Genomic DNA, 18,580 nt, shown 5'->3' with positions numbered 1-18,580 from the left:
TCCCTCCATCCTCTAAGGTCAGGGTCAGTACATCCGTCGTATCATCAAGGCTGAATGTCGTAATCGTTTGATCGTCCGTATTGTCCAAGAAGGTAGACAGGTTTACTGTTCCACCATCCTCTAAGGTCAATATGTTGCCTGCTGCCAAACTCAACCCCTGGTCGTCCGTACCCGCTGCCGCCAATACCGTAGTGAAGTCCACCGTTTGTGTCCCTCCATCTTCTAAGGTCAGGGTCAGTACATCCGTCGTATCATCAAGGCTGAATGTCGTAATCGTTTGATCGTCCGTATTATCCAAGAAGGTAGACAGGTTTACTGTTCCACCATCCTCTAAGGTCAATATGTTGCCTGTTGCCAAACTCAACCCCTGGTCGTCCGTGCTGCCAACAGCCAATTCAGCCAATGCGCCCTCAACTTCAATTGATGTAAAGTTGCCCGCTGCATCTGCAATACTTACTTCAGTAGCTGTTTGATCATCCGTACCCGCTGCCGCCAATACCGTAGTGAAGTCCACCGTTTGTGTCCCTCCATCTTCTAAGGTCAGGGTCAGTACATCCGTCGTATCATCAAGGCTGAATGTCGTGATCGTTTGATCGTCCGTATTATCCAAGAAGGTAGACAGGTTTACTGTTCCACCATCCTCTAAGGTCAATATGTTACCTGCAGCCAAGCTCAACCCCTGGTCGTCCGTGCTACCAACAGCTAATTCAGCCAATGCGCCCTCAACTTCAATTGATGTAAAGTTGCCTGCTGCATCTGCAATACTTACTTCTATAGCTGTTTGATCGTCGGTATTAACTTCGACCGCGATATCCGCCAACGCAACTGTTACTGTTGCGCCTGAACTATCCGTAATCGCCAAGTCTGTTCCTACCACTGCAAATGTGGCATTCGTAGTGTTTGTGTCTGTTACTGCTGCTATGTCCGCTAAAGCTAAAGTAACGGTATTGTTTTCACTATCAGTGATGATAAGATTGGTTCCGTCTTCCGTTAAGCTTGCGTTGGTCGTATTGGTGTCTGTTGCTGCTGCGATATCCGCCAACGCAACGGTTACTGTATTGTTCTCACTATCGGTGATTACTAGGTCTGTCCCTACTACCGCAAATGTGGCATTTATGGTGTTCGTGTCCGTTGCCGCTGCTATGTCAGCTAAAGCTAAAGTAACGGTATTGTTTTCACTATCAGTGATGATAAGATTAGTTCCGTCTTCCGTTAAGCTTGCGTTGGTCGTATTGGTGTCGATAAACGTATCACTTAAACTGCTTAAATCAACACTACTAGTTCCTCCATCTTCAATAGTTAGTGTCAATTGGTTTGTTACGCCGTCAAAACTAAATGTTTGAATTTGTTGATCACTACTAGAAGTTAATTCCCAAGAACCCCCATCCCAATAGAATATGGTACCTAAGGTTGTATTCACATATAGATCCCCCATATCAGCACCAGCAGGTGTTAAAGCTCCAGGAGATGATACATCCGTCCCTTGGAGTACTTCACAATTACACTGATCTTCTAAGGTGACTGTGGTTTGTGCTATTGAGATGCCTGACAACATTAAAGCAAAGATTACCATTAAGGATTTAATGGTATTACCTAGGGTTGTAGTAGTTTGACTCTTCATACATTTCATATTCAATTCAACCTTCAAAAATTCGTTGTTCATATAGGTTATTCAAGTTGTAGATTCCAGTTAATCCAATCATTTTAAGAAAATGAATCAACTGTAATCAAGACCCACAAATATTAATTATATCTAGTGCTCCTTAAAATAAATGTTGTGTAGACGGGTAATTGCATAGTATATGTAAGAAAAAATGAGGTAAGGGTTTTAATTTCGGCTTTCCTAGTGGTGATGGTTCATCGAAAAAACACAGCTATAGTCACACATATCAGATGTGTGACTTATTAATTTTTTAAAATACAGTGAAACGAATTAACGTATTATAAACTTCAAAATTTCACACTTTGAAGAAGCCTTTTAAAGCCTAAATTCATCCTATGAATATGAAGTTAACAGATTGGAGAATTAGGATAAATTTTGATTTTAAAATCTGTTTTAGAAATAGTAAATAAAAAAATTAATTAGTTTTCACCCTATACGTTATGCGCCAATTTGTGATGACGGTATAGGCCTTAATTTCAATCATAGGTGAAAACTCAGAAGTTGAGTTTGATCTAGTCCCTGTTGTAGTTATTTGATTTCCTATAACCGTACCAGGTGGTAAAGGAAACTCGAACTTGTACCTATTGGTATTGTCTGTATTGCCATCTACATCGGTATAGGGAGAAGATGAACTATCTTGATCACTAGCGCTACCTTCTACAGCAGATCCAATATATATTTGACCTTCGCCATAGTCTTGTGTCAAACCTAATTTATTATCTCCTAAAGTTGATGTACCTTCATTAATATCGGTAAAGAATACTTCTACAGTTATTCCTGGTGCTGCCCATCCGTTTACCACCAAAGTATTACCTGCTACATATGCTCCTGAAACCACAGGGAAATTCTCTAAACCATTAGGTCCGGAATCACCATCTGCAAGGTCGTTTATCGTAACACCATCATCATTTAAATCAATACCCAAAGCATCACCGGCCGTACCATTTGCATAAATGGAATTCTGACTGATTCGATTAGAAATACCGCCAATGATACTTATACCGGCTCCTCCATTCGAATAAATTTTATTATTTGCTATTTCAGAACCATCCCCTGCTAGTTTAATAGCCATTTGTTGCGGGCTACCACTACAATCACCTCCATCTTGACCTGATGTGGTAATCGAATTTTCTGAGATTATGACACCACCTGAGCTAGTTTCCCCGTCAATTGCAGTCGAGGCAGATGTCTGTATTAAATTCTGTAAAACCTGAATACCTGTACCTCCAGTAAGTAAGATTGCATCATCACATGCGGCAATACCATTATTTGCTAGGTGGTTATTCTGAATTATATTGGAGGAACCTCCATCTATCGAAATTGCATAATCCCCAGCATTAGCGATATAATTACCGTCTATATTTATATCTCCTCCTACATTCTCTATTCCAATATTTAAATCATTGCCTGTAATACCAGTCGCATCGAGACCAATTATATTTCGATTTACAGATACTGAACCTGCGTCGACCCGAATTCCAGAATTATTAGCGGCAAAAATAGATAGATTTCTTATACCCACATTGTTTGCTTCTGTTCTAAAAACATCGCCAGCAACACTATGTACTTGTATCTCGGGCCTATTGTAATTTGGCAACATAATGTTTGAAACGCCAACGGTACTTCCACCAGAACCTAAAACTCCTGTATTGGTATCTCCAGAATAGGCTGTTTGGGTTCGCCCATCAATTATTGTCTTGTCTCCTATAATTATTGATAGAGGATTTCCGATGGACATTAAAATATCAAAATAGCCATTTGCAAAATTTGCATCAGCCGTTCTTCCAAAAGTATCGCTTGTAGGCGGAATCATAAAAATAGAAATATCTTCACCTGCAACTGGGTCGAACAAACTGTTAGCTTCCACATCTAATCCTGTCTCATCTAAATTATTAGAATTAAGAATAAACTGTTCTAAAGACCCTTGCCCATTTTTATTTGTATTAACAATAGTATTGAAATTAAAGCCAAAATCGACTCCTGTAACCCCATTGCTTGCAACACTTGCCGAGGATACAGATTGTGCATTGGTCAAAATCCCCAACGCGGCATCTAAGGTGGCAGAAGGGTCTGCACCTCCTACTTCTGTGGTAACCTCTGTTATTGCAGTGGCATCGCCAAAACTCCTGAATGTTTGTACAGGGAAACAATCATTACAATTCAACCCTCCTCCTCGTGTCGAACTTACTGTTGAATTCACTACTTTAATTAGATAGTCGCCATCTTGCATACCACCAAAGGAATAATCACCATTTACATCGGTTATTTTTCTCTCAACGAAAGTACCATTCGACTCAAATAACTCAACGGTTGCACCTGAGACTCCAACTCCTAATGATACTACATTATTTCTGCCATTTCCACCAGGATAATTAATATCTTCAAAAACAGATCCCGCAATTAAATTGGAAGGCACTTTAAGGACCACAGCCATATTTATTACAAAATCTTGACCCATGTCAACATTTGCAGTTATTTGAGTGTCACCAGGTGTAATAAAATTGGATATATCATACGTATCTAAATCGACACCATATATATTTTGTGTATTATAAACCGGTGCTATGGTGTTGTCATAAATTGTGGAATTGTATGCATTATTACCTGGATTACCCCCATCTCCAGTCAAATTGAAGGTTATTCCACCTTGATTTGTTATTGAAAGAGCTTCAGGATTAGTACCTGTATTACCATCTAAAGTATCATCCCCTTCCCAAGAAAGAAATGTAGCTTTTGCACCAGATCCCGCAATCGCATAGAAAGAATCTAGAGTAAATGAAGTACCTTCATTGCTAAGGCCATCAAATCCTTGATATAAGTTTATATTCACCGCGGACAAGTTTGGGTCTTCATAAAATACAATTAATGACCACCCTCCTAATACCGTAGCTGAATTGCAATATGGGTTATTTGTGTCTATACTTAGACCAGAAAAATCAAAAACATTGGTGGAGATATTTGCAACACCCTGAACCAAATTGGTAACATCACTCACATAGCCATAAAAATTACGATTAGTCAGCGTGGATTGGTATACAAAGCTTGCATTTACCGTTTGCCCTTCGAAAATGACTTGTTCATCTCGATTAAAACTAGAATGCACCCAATAAAGATAAGCAGCTGCAACTGTTCCGGTATTGGGAATTGGCGATGTCAACGTATTGGATGAACTCGTTGTTATAGCACAAGCATTGCCATCATTACTCTCGGTTCTTAAAGTACCACCTGTAGAGGTATAATCGAATTCACCGTCAAATTCTTTAATTAAGGTTAATGGATCATTGGCTAAGATTTGGGAATTGATGGTTCCTATACCCGTATCGTCAAAATTGACTTGAGCATCTGGCGCATTAACTCCCGTAAATTCCACAAAGAAATTTTCAGCTGATTCTGGAATACCATCATTGGAGATGGGTACAGATATAGTACGTTGATTTCCAATTGCTCCACTAAAGGTTAATGTACTAGTTGTCGCAGTATAATCGCTACCAGCCAATGCCGATCCGTTTGTGGTTGTATAATTAACATTGAACTGAGTATTTACAAAACCTGTAATAGGTACCGTTCTACCATGTCTTGCACGTGTAGAGGTAACAGTAAAAACAGCTATACCGGCGTCCTCATCAACAGAAACGTCGTCAATAACTATGCGTGGCCCTTCTTGATAACATTTTATATCAGCCTGAAAGCCTGCTCCATTTACATTATTATCAGAAGTAAACCGAAAGGTTAAGCAACCAGACCCACCCGCAGAGGCGGTTATGGTAGTAGGCACATTATTATTATCATATTGTCCAATTAATGCAGCTCCAGTAGAATTCCCATCATAGATATATAAAAAGTCGAAACCAGCCTCAACATCAAAACTGGTAAAATCAACGGTTACATAATCTGTACCCATTTTAGGACATAAGGTATGGGTGATATTTTGATTGTTACCGTAATTGTTCAATCCTCCCGGATCTAAAAATACCGTTCCACATTCATTGCTATTACTTCCGTTGGTCATGATTATTGAATCATCATCTATAACCGTTCCAGTAGCTGTATCTGAAATATCGGCACTCAAATTAGACGTACTTGTCATTTGAATATTAAAAGTCTCCACGTTTTCTAAAGCAACATCATCTAAAATTGGGACCGTAATCGTTTCTGTATCCCCAACGTTACCATTAAAGGTCATCGTTCCTGTTATTGCAGTATAATCAGACCCTGAAGTCGCTGTGTCATCAACAGTTTGATAATCGACCGTAAATGAACTTCCCGAGGCAGAACCTCCTGAAGTAGCAGTAAAAATTGCACTACCTGCATCTTCAGTAATTGTTATATCATTAATGGTTATTGTTGGACCGAACGTAGCTGAAAATTGAACATTATCTACGAAAATCTCGTCCTTTTTATCCCATTTATCACTTGTACTAGCAAAATACACTCCTGGATTGGACGCTATCTCTGCGGCTGAAAGTGTATAAGAGACGGTTCCTGTATTATTCGAATTTAAATCTTGTATTAAGTTAAAATTATTATTAGAAAAATTGTAGATGTAAACGCCCAAAGATTGATTCCCCCGGTTGTTCGCGTCATAATTCATCGTAAAAACTACTGAAGATGCGCCAGCTAAGTTTACCCGCCGCCCTATACTTTCTCCTTTAAGTTTTTTGAACCTAAGTTTATTTGAGTTAATATCAACTTTACCTCCTGAAGGTGAGTTATCATCGTCATATTCAACCCAGTTACCATTAAAATTCTGAGTACCATTATTATTGGAATAGGAAACATTATTGAATCTATCCAAGTAGGTATCCTGACTATATATTAAAGTAGAAATCAGAATTAAGAAGAGAGAAGTAAATTTGTATTTTAAATTCATATGTATTAAGCCAATGATTTATGCGATCTATATCAAAATGATACAAATCGCATAAATCATTGGCTAAAATAAACATACAGATGTGCTAGCCCTAAAAAATGTTGTGAACCTATATCTTATGAGCTATAAAAGAAGGTATTCCTATGGTGTAACTCATTAAAAAAAATTAGACCGTTTTAAAAATTAAATGATTTGGTCGATTAACCCCTTTTAGATAATGGCTTTATATTTCAGGAATTTTATATAGATTTAAAACTTTTTCACTCTATAAGTAATTTTTCGATTGGTTATTACTGTTTCTACCTCAACTGTTAGTAAAGCCGAAACCGAAGTTGTAGCCGGACAACTAGCTCCTGATTTGAAACCCGAAACCCGAAACCGATAGCCATTTTTAGTTACATCTGATATATTTACGGTCAATGCCGCTGATTGTGTTCCCGCATACTCTGTCCCATTTAGGATATTATTAAAGATTGTTCCTCCATCTGTACTGACCTGCCATTGATAGGTATCGGCATTTGTCCAGTTCGAAGTGAATGATGCTTGACTACCAGAAATGACGACTTGATCTGTTGGCTGGGTATTCACAACAATAGATTGAATTGATATTGTTTGTGTAACATCTATTGAATTACCACTTTCATCAGCTACTCGATAGGTCCTGGTAATAATCTCAGGATCAGACCCTCCATCTGAAATATCGTTTATAAAGGTAACTGTTGGATTTGTAGTACAATTATCTGCTTCATCTGTTATAACACTTACACTTGGTGTTGGCACATCTGAACTACAAAAAACTGAAATTGGAGGTGGATTACTGGCGGTAGGACTAACACTATCAACCCAAATTCTAGTCACTGCAGAAACTTGAGGTGGGGCTGGATCTCCTGTTGTACCACCATATTCGACAAGATACCCTTTTGGTTGATAATTACCACTTCCGGAGCCTGTATTTGACAAATCGTTCCAAGAACCATCAAAACCAGTTCCTGGTGCATTAATATGTGCATAATTTTCACCTCCTGAATTGTTTGGTTCTCCATTATTCCAGTTGGCATAATTATAAGGAGCTGTTACACTACCTGTAGCATTACCACTCCAAAATTGCGTACCGGCTTCTGGGCCTGTTACCCAACGCCATTGACCTTCTACTGCGGCATCACTCGCTCCTATCCAACCTGCTCCACTTGATTGTTTCCCTAATAAAGCTGACTCTTCAGCAACGGTTAAGGTTGCTAAATATCCTTGAAGTCCATAAAAAGTTCTAAGTGCTGCTGCATCTCTTGCTGCCGTCCAAGTAATTCCCAAAGCTGGAATATATTCGTAATAATGCTGAGTAGCCTGTAAATAATTGGCTTCGTTTAAAACAATAGAAATTTCTTTCAAAGTTCCCCCAATAGGCGTTGCTGATGATTGAAATACCACCGCCAAAATAGCAGCTTCAAACGATGCTAAACTCGCTGGACCTACAAGACTTAGTTTTCCTTCAGAAACATCCCATGAGGCTGTTATTTCAGAATGAGACCCTGTCAAAACCAATTCATCACCTGTATTGTCATAATTTGTAGATATTTGAATATAAACCGCCGCAATATTAGTATCATCTGGATCTGTTATCGTTACAGATTCAACAATTGGGACTGTTGTTCCTGGACAATAAGATTGATCGCCTGTAGCTGTTATGGTAGGTGGCTCATTCAAAGAATCATCAATAGCATCTCTATAATCTACATCACCTCCCGTACTGGCATCATTATCCGAATCGGGTAATGTGATAGAACCTCCATTGGCATTTAATGGATTATCTATGGTACCCCCTGGGTCAGCATACCCATTGGTTGTATCAATAGTATTATCTAATCCGTCACTATCTGAGTCAGAACCTGATAGGGTTATTTCTGCTTCAACTGTATCATTTGATCCTTCGTTATCACTATTGGTATCTAAAAAATCTGGTGTTCCATCACCATCTGTATCTACAGAAATCAAACCATTTGTACCATAGGCATTATCCAAGCCATCATTGTTGGCATCTGCGCCTGTTGGCGCTAAATAGCCAGCAGTAGTTTGCGCTTCGACATGATCAGGAATACCATCGCCGTCACTGTCTAAATCTAACGAGTTAATCAACCCATCGCCATCAATATCACAACCCATATTGGTTGATAAAATAGAAAAAGGTAAGTTTTGTTTACTTATTGAAGGTCCCTGATATTGAACCTGAAGCGATTGTCCACCGGCATTTTCAAAAAAGAGAACTTGGATGGAATGTATTCCCGAAGTAAGGGTTACTGTACCAGAGCGTTCTCGATTACCATGATTCCCATCATTATCTACAATTTGTGCTCCATCAATATACAGTTTTGAACCATCATCTGAACTCGTATAAAAAGTATAGCTTCCAGAATTACTTATGTTTATAGAACCACTATACCGTATCGCAAAAGAATCCGTATCTCCAGGATCTACAGAATTTTGGAGCGTACTTACATTAAACGTATTTATCACTCCTGTCGAAAGAGCACCAGTTGTTGGTATATTATCAACAGTTGACCCTGAAGGTACTAAGTCATAAAACTCATAGGATAAAGCATTTGTTGTTGCCGTACAAGAACCGTCTTCAACAGTATCAAGAATACCATCATTATCATCATCACTATCACAAACATCACCTACACCATCACCATCGGTATTCAGTTGACTTGGGTTTGATGTGGATGAGCAATTATCAGTAATATCATTGATTCCATCACCATCAGTATCTGAAATAATTGTGAAGTTTACATCATCAATAAAAACAGTATTACTATTATCCCAATCGCTATCACTACTATTGAATGCTAATCCACTATTCGAAGAAATAAAACTAGTAGGAAGTGATAAAGTAAAAGTATCACTTCCTCCATTTATTGATGATATATATTGAAATGATCCGCTAGAATCTCTTAACCAGAGGTTAAGACTTGTACCATTTATATTTATTGCATTATATTGAAAAGTCAACGTAACTTGTGAAAACCCAGAAAGATCAATTAATCTATAGATGTATCTATCCTCATCTAAATTAGAAAATCGCAATTGATTTGAATTAATTCGAATTCTACCACCATTTGGATTATTATTATCATTTACTTCAATCCAACTTGTTGGCCATGTTTCACTTCCGTTACTATTTGAGTAAGAAACAGAATTGAAGTTATCTAAATAGGTTTCTTGCCCGTTGAGCATCGAAGAAAAAAAAATTAAGCCAAAAAGAATAAGTAGGTGTCTATAAACCATAAAATATTTCTGATGCCGATAGAATTTTGAAAATATAATCCTAATCCGTCACGTGCTAAAATATCTATAGTGGTTAACTATACCTAAATTTTGTTGTGAAGTAGCTATATTACATTGTAAAAACATAGGTAAACAACAAATATGATTACCGGCATCTAGAGCTCAAAGACTTAACACTTTTACTTGAAGAAAAATAGAGCTCCTAAGAACTATTCTAAAATGATAAATTCTGATCGCCTGTTAACATCGTGTTTTACAGCGGTACATTTAATACCATCAAAACAATCATTCAACAATTTGGTTTCCCCAAAACCTTCACTTAAAAGTCGATCTGAAGAAATACCATTTTTAATCATATAATTTATGGTAGACTCAGCCCTTTTTTGGGAAAGCCAAAGATTATAGGCTGCCGGCCCTCTACTATCCGTATGAGAATTTACCTTTAATTTAAGACTTGGATATTTTTCCATTGCAGCGATTACCTTTTCAATTTCCACCTTAGAATCCTTTCTGATATTATATTTGTCGAAGTCGAAATAAATGGTACTTAATTGAAGTAATTTAGCTAAGTCATCTCCAAAACCTGCGGTAATGCGATCCCTTTCTAAGTAAAAATCGATGATTTTAGGTTTACCATCAGAAATACCTATGTACTCCTCAAAAGGAATATAACCTTGCATCAATGCCCTCACAAAATTTCCTTGATTACAGTCCAACTCTAAGCTATATTCACCTTCAGAATCTGTTATTGTAGTTGAAAGTTCCTCGTTACTCTCATCAATTACCTTTATAGTTGCTCCAACCAAAACTTCATTGGTTATCTTATCTCTAACGGTACCGGTAACTTTTTGGATACAGTCAAATACCAGCGGCCTTGTCTCTGTAAAACTGTAGATATCATCTGCACCTAGGCCTCCTTTTCGGTTTGAAGCCACATACCCTGTTCTTAGATTTTCATTAAAAATAAAAGTAAAATCGTCGCTATTACTATTTACTGGTTTTCCAATATTTAGTATTTCACCTGTGAAGTCCTGTCTTTTTATTTTTGTTGCAAAAACATCTAGTCCGCCAAGTCCGGGATGACCATCAGAAGAAAAATATAAAATCTCTTCATTAGTAATATAAGGAAAAGTTTCCCGTGCTTCTGTATTGATATTTGACCCTAAATTTTGTGGCGAGCCAAATGTTCTGTCTTGGTTTATGACAACCATATATAAATCTGATTCACCTACTGAACCAGGCATATCTGACACAAAATACAACCTTTTCTCATCGGGACTTAATGCAGGGTTTGCTGCGGAATAGGAATCGCTATTAAATGGAAGTTCTTCCACCTCTCCCCATATACCATATTCTATTAACTTTGCCCTAAATATTTTTAAACGAATAATTCCTTTATCGTCTTTTATAAATTTCCCCTTAACAAAGTTATTCCTTGTGAAATATAAGGTTTGACCATCTTTTGTTACAACAGATGTAGACTCATGTAAACGTGTATTTACATTATCATTTAATTTCTTCACTCGATTTAATGCCGAACTATCTGCATTTACCTCATATAAATCTAAAAAGTCCTTAGCGTTCCACGTATGACGATACCGTGCAAAATTACCGGTATCCCTATCCGAGGAAAAAATAAGTCCTTCTTTATAAAACGAAGGGGCAAAATCAGAATATGGTGAATTAAATTCGAATGGCCCAAGATTATACCTACCTGAATTTTCCTTGATTTTCGCCATATAATCGCGGTCTTCATTAAAAGCAGTAGCACGTGCATCACCTTTGGTAATTTCTAAAAATTTAGTCATTATAGCACTTGAGGTATCGTAATCGCCCAATGTTTTTAATGTCTGGGCATATTTGAAATAGTCTTCGGCAGTGACTTGACTAGAAAAATCTGTTACTAGTTTTTTGTACGTATTGGCAGCATCTTTATACTCTGCATTGTAGTAATAGGAGTTTCCTAATTTTCTTAATAAATCTGCAGATACATATCCCTTATCCAATACCTTCTTATAAATATCGATTGCCGGACTAAATGAATATGATTCAAATTTTTCGTTCCCTTTTTCTATTAACCGCTCTTGAGCTTCGGCTAGTCCATGAAATAAAAACAACATTACTAGTATACATTTTACTTTATGTTTCATATATAAAATAGCCATTTAGAAAAAACGAGGTGAAACCAATCTTTGAAAGGACTTAACCAATTCATATCTTAAAAGCACCTCAAATGATCCATCATTAAATTGTGTTCCTCCCAAATCAGTGGTTTCCTTGTCATATGCCAAACCAATCATAAATTGATCAGAAATCTGGAAACCTACCATAGCACTAACTGCTGCATCCCACCTATACGCTGCACCGAAGGTGAACTTATCATTGAACATAAAATTAGCGGACATATCAACCTGTAATGGTGCTCCGCCAACAACTTTAGTCAATAATGCGGGTTTGAATTTTAGATTACCGTTCAAGTCAAATACATATCCAGTGATAAAATAAAAGTTGATTCGTTCTTTTGATAAAAAATTCACACTCCCAGCTTCTTGTTGGGCATTGTCGAAATGTTCTGTTTGTAAAAGGTTTGGCGCAGAAAGACCGGCGTAAAATTGACTAGAATGATAATATATACCTACACCTACATTAGGAGAAAACCTATTTTCAATATTATCTGCATTCACTGGCTCAGCGTCAAAATTACGAAGCTTGTTAAAATCCAGATTCAATAAGTTTCCACCTGCTTTTAACCCGAATGATAATTTACCTTCGGCAGATACGTCAATAGTGTAAGATACAACAGCATCAAAATAGGTCTCCTGTACAACCCCATTTCCTATTTCATCATTAACAATCGAAACACCATACCCCAACTTACTATTTCTAATTGGAGATTGAATATTCAACGTTTGCGTTTTTGGCGCTCCTTCTAACCCAACCCATTGCGATCTATGTAGACCTGTAATGCTAAGTTGACCTCGGGATCCCGCATATGCTGGATTCACACTCATGGTATTAAACATATATTGAGTGTATTGAGCATCTTGCTGCGCTACTACAGTTCCACATACAAATAATAAAGTGCCTAGTAGTATTAAAAATTTACTTTTGATATTCATATTTTTCAAACTATTATCTACTTAAATATAGATATTCACTATTCACTATATTCTCTCCATTTATTGTCGTATAATCAAATATATAGAAATATATCCCCGCAGGAAGGTAATCGTCAACGCCTAATGTTGATCTACCTCTCGACCTACCATCAAATACTTTATTTTGATTATTATAATTCTCACCTTCGTAAACAGCTACTCCCCATCTATTAAAGATTCTTAACTTACTGCTACGAATCTTATCTATACCTCTAATAAATAAGAATTCATTTCTACCATCTCCATTTGGCGTAAGCATTTGATTTACTTCAATAACAGACTCTTCTGGTGGTATAGGAGGGTTATCATTCATAATCGTTATACCAACCGTGGCCGTATCACAATTGCCCAAGGTATCACATACCGTGTAATCAAGACTGTCGGTTCCTTCAAATCCCTCATTAGGCATATACCTAACCGTATCGTCGGAAATATCGTTCGGTGTGCCGCCATCATTAATTTCTATGGTTCCATTGAATGGGTCTGTAGTTATTATCGTTCCATCGTCAGGAATACCTAAATCATTATCCAATATGGCTATTTCTACGGCAGTATCCATTGGTGTAGTCGCAACATCATCGACAACATCTAATTCAATAGGCTCACCTACTACAATGGTTATGGTCGCGGTATCACAATTAACCAAGGTATCACATACCGTGTAATCGAGACTGTCGGTTCCTTCAAATCCCTCATTAGGTACGTACCTAACCGTATCGTCGGAAATATCATCCGGTGTTCCACCATCATTAATTTCTATGATTCCATTAGATGGGTAGGTAGTCGTCAAGGTACCATTTGTTGGTATACCTAAATCATTTCCTAAAATAAATATTTCGACTTCGGTATCGATTGGTGTAGACGTAACATCATCAACAACATCTAAATTTCCACTATTTGGATCAAGGTAATCGGGAGTCCCGTCCTCGTCCGTATCATCGTTGGTCGGGTCGCCATCAGTATCGGCGTCCTCATCTGGAGTGTCGATACCGTCGCCGTCATCATCAAGGTCACGGTAGTTAACGTCCTCTGCTCCGTCGGTATCGGGAAGGTCCTGCGCAGGATCATCAATCTCATCGTTCACATCGAAGCCATCATTTACATTAGTGCCCTCATAGCCATCGTCTAGTCCATCACCATCGGTATCAATGCCAGTATAGGTCTGATCAGGGATTCCATCAAAATTAAAATCGTTGCCCTCGTTATTATCGGGAACAAGGTCGTTGTCACTGTCATTGTCGAGATAATCTACATTGTCTGTCCCATCTGTATTTACAGGGATAATACCTATAGGATAAGCACTGTTTACGCCATCATTCGAAGCGTACGTAGCAATATCGTCATCATTGGGCGCTACATAACCTGAAGTGGTTTGTGCCTCAACATTATCGGGGATACCATCATTATCGCTGTCTATGTCAATATGGTCAGGTTTTCCGTCATTGTCCGAATCCTGTGAGTCGGTCAACGGGTCGTTGTCGCCATCGATATTCGGATCTTCTGTCGTATCAAGTAATCCGTCGTTATCATCATCAAGATCAGCACTGTCAGGTACGCCGTCTCCATCGGTATCTGGACCTTCGTCCGGATCAAGGTAATCGGGAGTACCGTCCTCATCCGTATCATCATTGGTAGGATTGCCATCAGTATCAGCATCCTCATCTGGAGTGTCGATACCGTCGCCGTCATCATCAAGGTCACGGTAGTTAACGTCCTCTGTTCCGTCGGTATCGGGAAGGTCCTGCGCAGGATCATCAATCTCATCGTTCACATCGAAGCCATCATTTACATTAGTGCCCTCATAGCCATCGTCTAGTCCATCACCATCGGTATCAATGCCAGTATAGGTCTGATCAGGGATTCCATCAAAATTAAAATCGTTGCCCTCGTTATTATCGGGAACAAGGTCGTTGTCACTATCATTGTCGAGATAATCTACATTGTCTGTCCCGTCTGTATTCATAGGCGTAAGACCTATAACATCACCCTTTTCATAAGAATCGTCGAGTCCATTACCATTTTCATCAACACTAGAAGGAGAAATATATTCAAAAGTTGATTGTGACTCAATATTATCAGGAATACCATCATTGTCACTATCAATATCTAACCTATCAGGGTATCCATCATTATCAGAATCAATATCATTCCTAAAGGTTACGGATATAGGATCTTTGAAATTTTCTAAGCATGAAAACTGAATTCCAGATTGTCTAACAACTGTTTTAAAGTTATTATTAGTCCCAGTTTGCACCCCAAAGCGAAAGACAAAAGTGGAAATATCGATAAATGCAACAACCACGTTAACTGTTGGATTCAAATTAGAAATTCCTGGATATTCTTTGGAGCCACCATTTACTAAAAAACCACCGGAAGTGTTATTCACCAATACTTCTGTTGAGCTTTCCACGGTGTAACGTATTGGAGTATCAAATCTATTAAATTCTTGATAATTGGAATTACCATCGATATCTATGAAATCTGCAATTAATTCATTGAAAATAATTGGAATCCTGGTGTTTTTTTCAACCAAGGAAATTCTCATATCAACATAAGGCCGACGCTCCATATCCGTAAATTCAAATTGAATTTCTGGTTTGAAAAATTGTGAATCAACACTATTTTGATCTAAAACATGAATTCTACTATTGACACTTTTTTCAATAGTCACTAATGCATCAGTATCCTCAAAAACATTGGATATTCTATATACCGAACCTTCAGCATATAATTCCCCAAATTCTAGAATTGGTTTAGAACTGAAATTAAGTTCAGGAACTTGTGAACAATCATAATGATTACCGAAGCTACTCGCCTCAGATTGATCTAATATTCCATCATTATCCGAATCTACATCAACGAAATCAAAAACTCCATCATTATCCGAGTCTATGGGCGTAAGACCCTCTCCGCTTCCTGGGCTAGACTCAAAAATATCATCCAGTCCATTTTTATCGAAATCTATCCCACTCAATTTTATGGAAGAAGGTAAATACTGAGCTTCATAATTGTCCAACAAACCATCATTATCTGAATCAATGTCCAGACTATTAATATAGCCATCATTATCATCGTCATATTTACCGTCAATGGCATCTATTATTCCATCATTGTCATCATCAATATCAATAGTATCTATAATTCCATCTCCATCACTATCTATGTTTAGATACTGTTTCAGTTCCCATGTTTCTGCAGTTTTGTCGAAAGATGAAAAAAGTAAAATAGAAGTAAAAAGAATTATATACCTACTATTAATGAAGGTTATATACTTTCTAAAATTAAATTTATTCATAAGTGTTTAGTCTTTTACTAATCACCATGACAATGTAGGCTATTGTTCTGTTAAGAAAGTGGGGCTCACTTAAATAAAACTACACGAAGATATATTATAAATTATTTAACTCAAATTGTATTTTCGATAAACTACCAATTCAAAAGACAAATTACGTTCTTATTTTGTAAAACAGTTTTTACCAATTATTGCAATCTATTTGTTTTACGTTAGTACTGAACAAAAGGGTCTATAAAATACAAACACAACCCAAATATCGAAATCCAACACTTAATCTTTAAATTTTGTTGATTTAAAGATTAAGTGTTGGATTCATTTTATATTACTTTTACACAAATATTTCACATGACTTTTAAGCAAGAAATAGAGCGAAGAAGAACCTTTGGTATAATTTCTCACCCGGATGCCGGAAAGACCACTTTGACGGAAAAATTATTACTTTTCGGAGGCGCCATTCAAGAAGCGGGAGCCGTTAAAAATAATAAAATAAAAAAGTCGGCTACGAGTGATTTTATGGAGATTGAAAGACAAAGAGGAATCTCGGTCGCCACTTCAGTACTTGCTTTTATTTATCAAAATAAGAAAATCAACATTTTAGATACGCCCGGGCATAAAGATTTTGCGGAGGATACTTTTAGAACCCTGACAGCAGTTGATAGCGTTATCGTTGTTATCGATGTTGCTAAAGGGGTGGAAGAACAGACTGTTAAACTGGTGGAAGTCTGTAGGATGCGTAAAATACCAATGTTGGTATTCATTAATAAGATGGACAGAGAAGGTAAAGATGCTTTTGACCTGTTAGATGAATTAGAACAAAAATTGGGTCTTTCTGTAACACCATTGAGTTTCCCAATAGGCATGGGTTATGATTTTAAAGGTATTTATAACATTTTTGAAAAAAATATCAACCTTTTTAGCGGAGATAGTAAAAAAAACATAGAACAAACTATTGCATTTGATAATGTAACTAATCCTGAATTAGACAAAATAATTGGTAGTAACGCAGCTACCGAATTGAGAGATAATTTAGAGTTGGTTCGGGGCGTTTATCCTAAATTCGACAAGGAACTGTATTTAAAAGGAGATCAGCAACCGGTATTTTTTGGCTCAGCGTTAAATAATTTTGGCGTTAGGGAGCTTTTAGATTGTTTCGTGCAAATTGCTCCCACTCCAAGACCAAAGAATGCTGAAGAACGGTTGGTAGAGGCTAACGAAAAAGATATGACCGGTTTTGTCTTTAAAATCCATGCTAATATGGACCCTAAGCATCGTGACCGCTTAGCATTTATAAAAATTGTGTCTGGAACATTTGAACGCAACAAACCCTATTTACATGTAAGGCAAGGGAAAAATTTAAAATTCTCAAGTCCAAATGCCTTCTTTGCTGAAAAGAAAGAAATAGTTGATATTTCTTATCCTGGTGATATAGTTGGACTTCATGATACTGGAAATTTTAAAATTGGTGATACACTTACTGAAGGTGAATCATTACATTATAAAGGTATCCCTAGTTTCTCACCAGAGCATTTTAGGTACATCAATAATGCTGACCCCATGAAGTCAAAACAGTTAAACAAAGGCGTTGACCAATTAATGGATGAAGGTGTTGCTCAATTATTCACTTTAGAATTGAATGGAAGAAAAGTAATTGGAACTGTAGGTGCTTTACAATTTGAAGTAATACAATACAGACTTGAACACGAATATGGAGCAAAGTGTAGCTATGAAAATTTTCCTGTTTACAAAGCCTGTTGGGTTGGTACTGAAAATAGAAAAACTGATGAATTCAAAGAATTTGAACGCGTAAAACAAAAATTTTTAGCCAAAGACAAAAGAGGACAATTAGTGTTTTTAGCAGATTCTCAATTTTCTCTACAAATGACACAACAAAAATACCCTTCAGTAAAACTTCATTTTACATCAGAATTTGAATAAAAAAAGCCCAACTTTAATAAGTTGGGCTTTTTTTTATGCTTCTCCTGTCGGACCAAAATTCATTGGTATCGAAGGTTGTTCATAATCCTTTATAGTACCATGGACCTTTTCAAAGCGCTGAACATTATCATTCAGTGCTTTTAAAAATTTCTTAGCATGTTGAGGAGTTAAAATAATTCTACTCTTCACCTTTGCCTTTGGAGCACCTGGCATCATACTTATAAAATCCACAACAAATTCGGATACCGAATGATTTATAATAGCCAGATTGGAGTATATCCCCTCTGCCATTTTCTCATCCAATTCAATGTTTATTTGCTTTTGATTAGGATTCTTATTGTCACTCATACTTTTAAATTATAAAAAAATAACCCCCAAAT

The 18,580-nt window shown here is 37.2% G+C and carries 8 protein-coding genes; 1 reads left to right on the top strand and 7 read right to left on the bottom strand.

Annotated elements, in window-relative coordinates; all coding sequences use genetic code 11:
• The 6 genes from ES765_RS06425 to ES765_RS06400 all read right to left on the bottom strand — a co-directional run.
• Nucleotides 1-1,663, bottom strand: a 1,663-nt coding sequence (locus tag ES765_RS06425) for a beta strand repeat-containing protein (RefSeq protein WP_171017245.1), incomplete at its 3' end; no start/stop codon positions are given.
• Between the two features lie 415 nt (nucleotides 1,664-2,078).
• Entirely contained in the window at nucleotides 2,079-6,458 is a 4,380-nt protein-coding gene (locus tag ES765_RS06420; protein ID WP_249356250.1) for a Calx-beta domain-containing protein, read from the bottom strand.
• 324 nt (nucleotides 6,459-6,782) lie between these two features.
• Nucleotides 6,783-9,761 carry a PA14 domain-containing protein gene (locus tag ES765_RS06415; RefSeq protein WP_171017244.1) on the bottom strand — a complete coding sequence of 993 codons (2,979 nt, stop codon included), beginning with the start codon at nucleotides 9,759-9,761 and terminating at the stop codon, nucleotides 6,783-6,785.
• A gap of 260 nt (nucleotides 9,762-10,021) precedes the next feature.
• Nucleotides 10,022-11,932, bottom strand: coding sequence for an OmpA family protein (locus tag ES765_RS06410; RefSeq protein ID WP_249356248.1), 1,911 nt, complete (start codon nucleotides 11,930-11,932; stop codon nucleotides 10,022-10,024).
• Between the two features lie 45 nt (nucleotides 11,933-11,977).
• The gene (locus ES765_RS06405; protein WP_138112386.1) at nucleotides 11,978-12,931 is read right to left on the bottom strand and encodes a type IX secretion system membrane protein PorP/SprF; all 954 of its coding nucleotides are present in this window, start codon (nucleotides 12,929-12,931) and stop codon (nucleotides 11,978-11,980) included.
• 13 nt (nucleotides 12,932-12,944) lie between these two features.
• Nucleotides 12,945-16,265, bottom strand: coding sequence for a gliding motility-associated C-terminal domain-containing protein (locus tag ES765_RS06400; protein ID WP_138112384.1), 3,321 nt, complete (start codon nucleotides 16,263-16,265; stop codon nucleotides 12,945-12,947).
• Between the two features lie 345 nt (nucleotides 16,266-16,610).
• On the opposite strand from ES765_RS06400, the gene ES765_RS06395 reads away from it, so the two are divergent.
• On the top strand, nucleotides 16,611-18,200 hold the full coding sequence (locus ES765_RS06395) for a peptide chain release factor 3 (RefSeq protein WP_138112382.1): 1,590 nt from the start codon (nucleotides 16,611-16,613) through the stop codon (nucleotides 18,198-18,200).
• 33 nt (nucleotides 18,201-18,233) lie between these two features.
• Here the strand turns inward: ES765_RS06395 and ES765_RS06390 are convergent, their stop codons facing one another.
• On the bottom strand, nucleotides 18,234-18,548 hold the full coding sequence (locus ES765_RS06390; RefSeq protein WP_138112380.1) for a DUF3467 domain-containing protein: 315 nt from the start codon (nucleotides 18,546-18,548) through the stop codon (nucleotides 18,234-18,236).
• Between the last annotated feature and the right edge of the window lie 32 nt (nucleotides 18,549-18,580).

The organism is Maribacter sp. ACAM166, from assembly GCF_005771495.1.
Classification (GTDB): Bacteria; Bacteroidota; Bacteroidia; order Flavobacteriales; family Flavobacteriaceae; genus Maribacter.
This window is presented reverse-complemented; position numbering and strand designations above follow the sequence as displayed.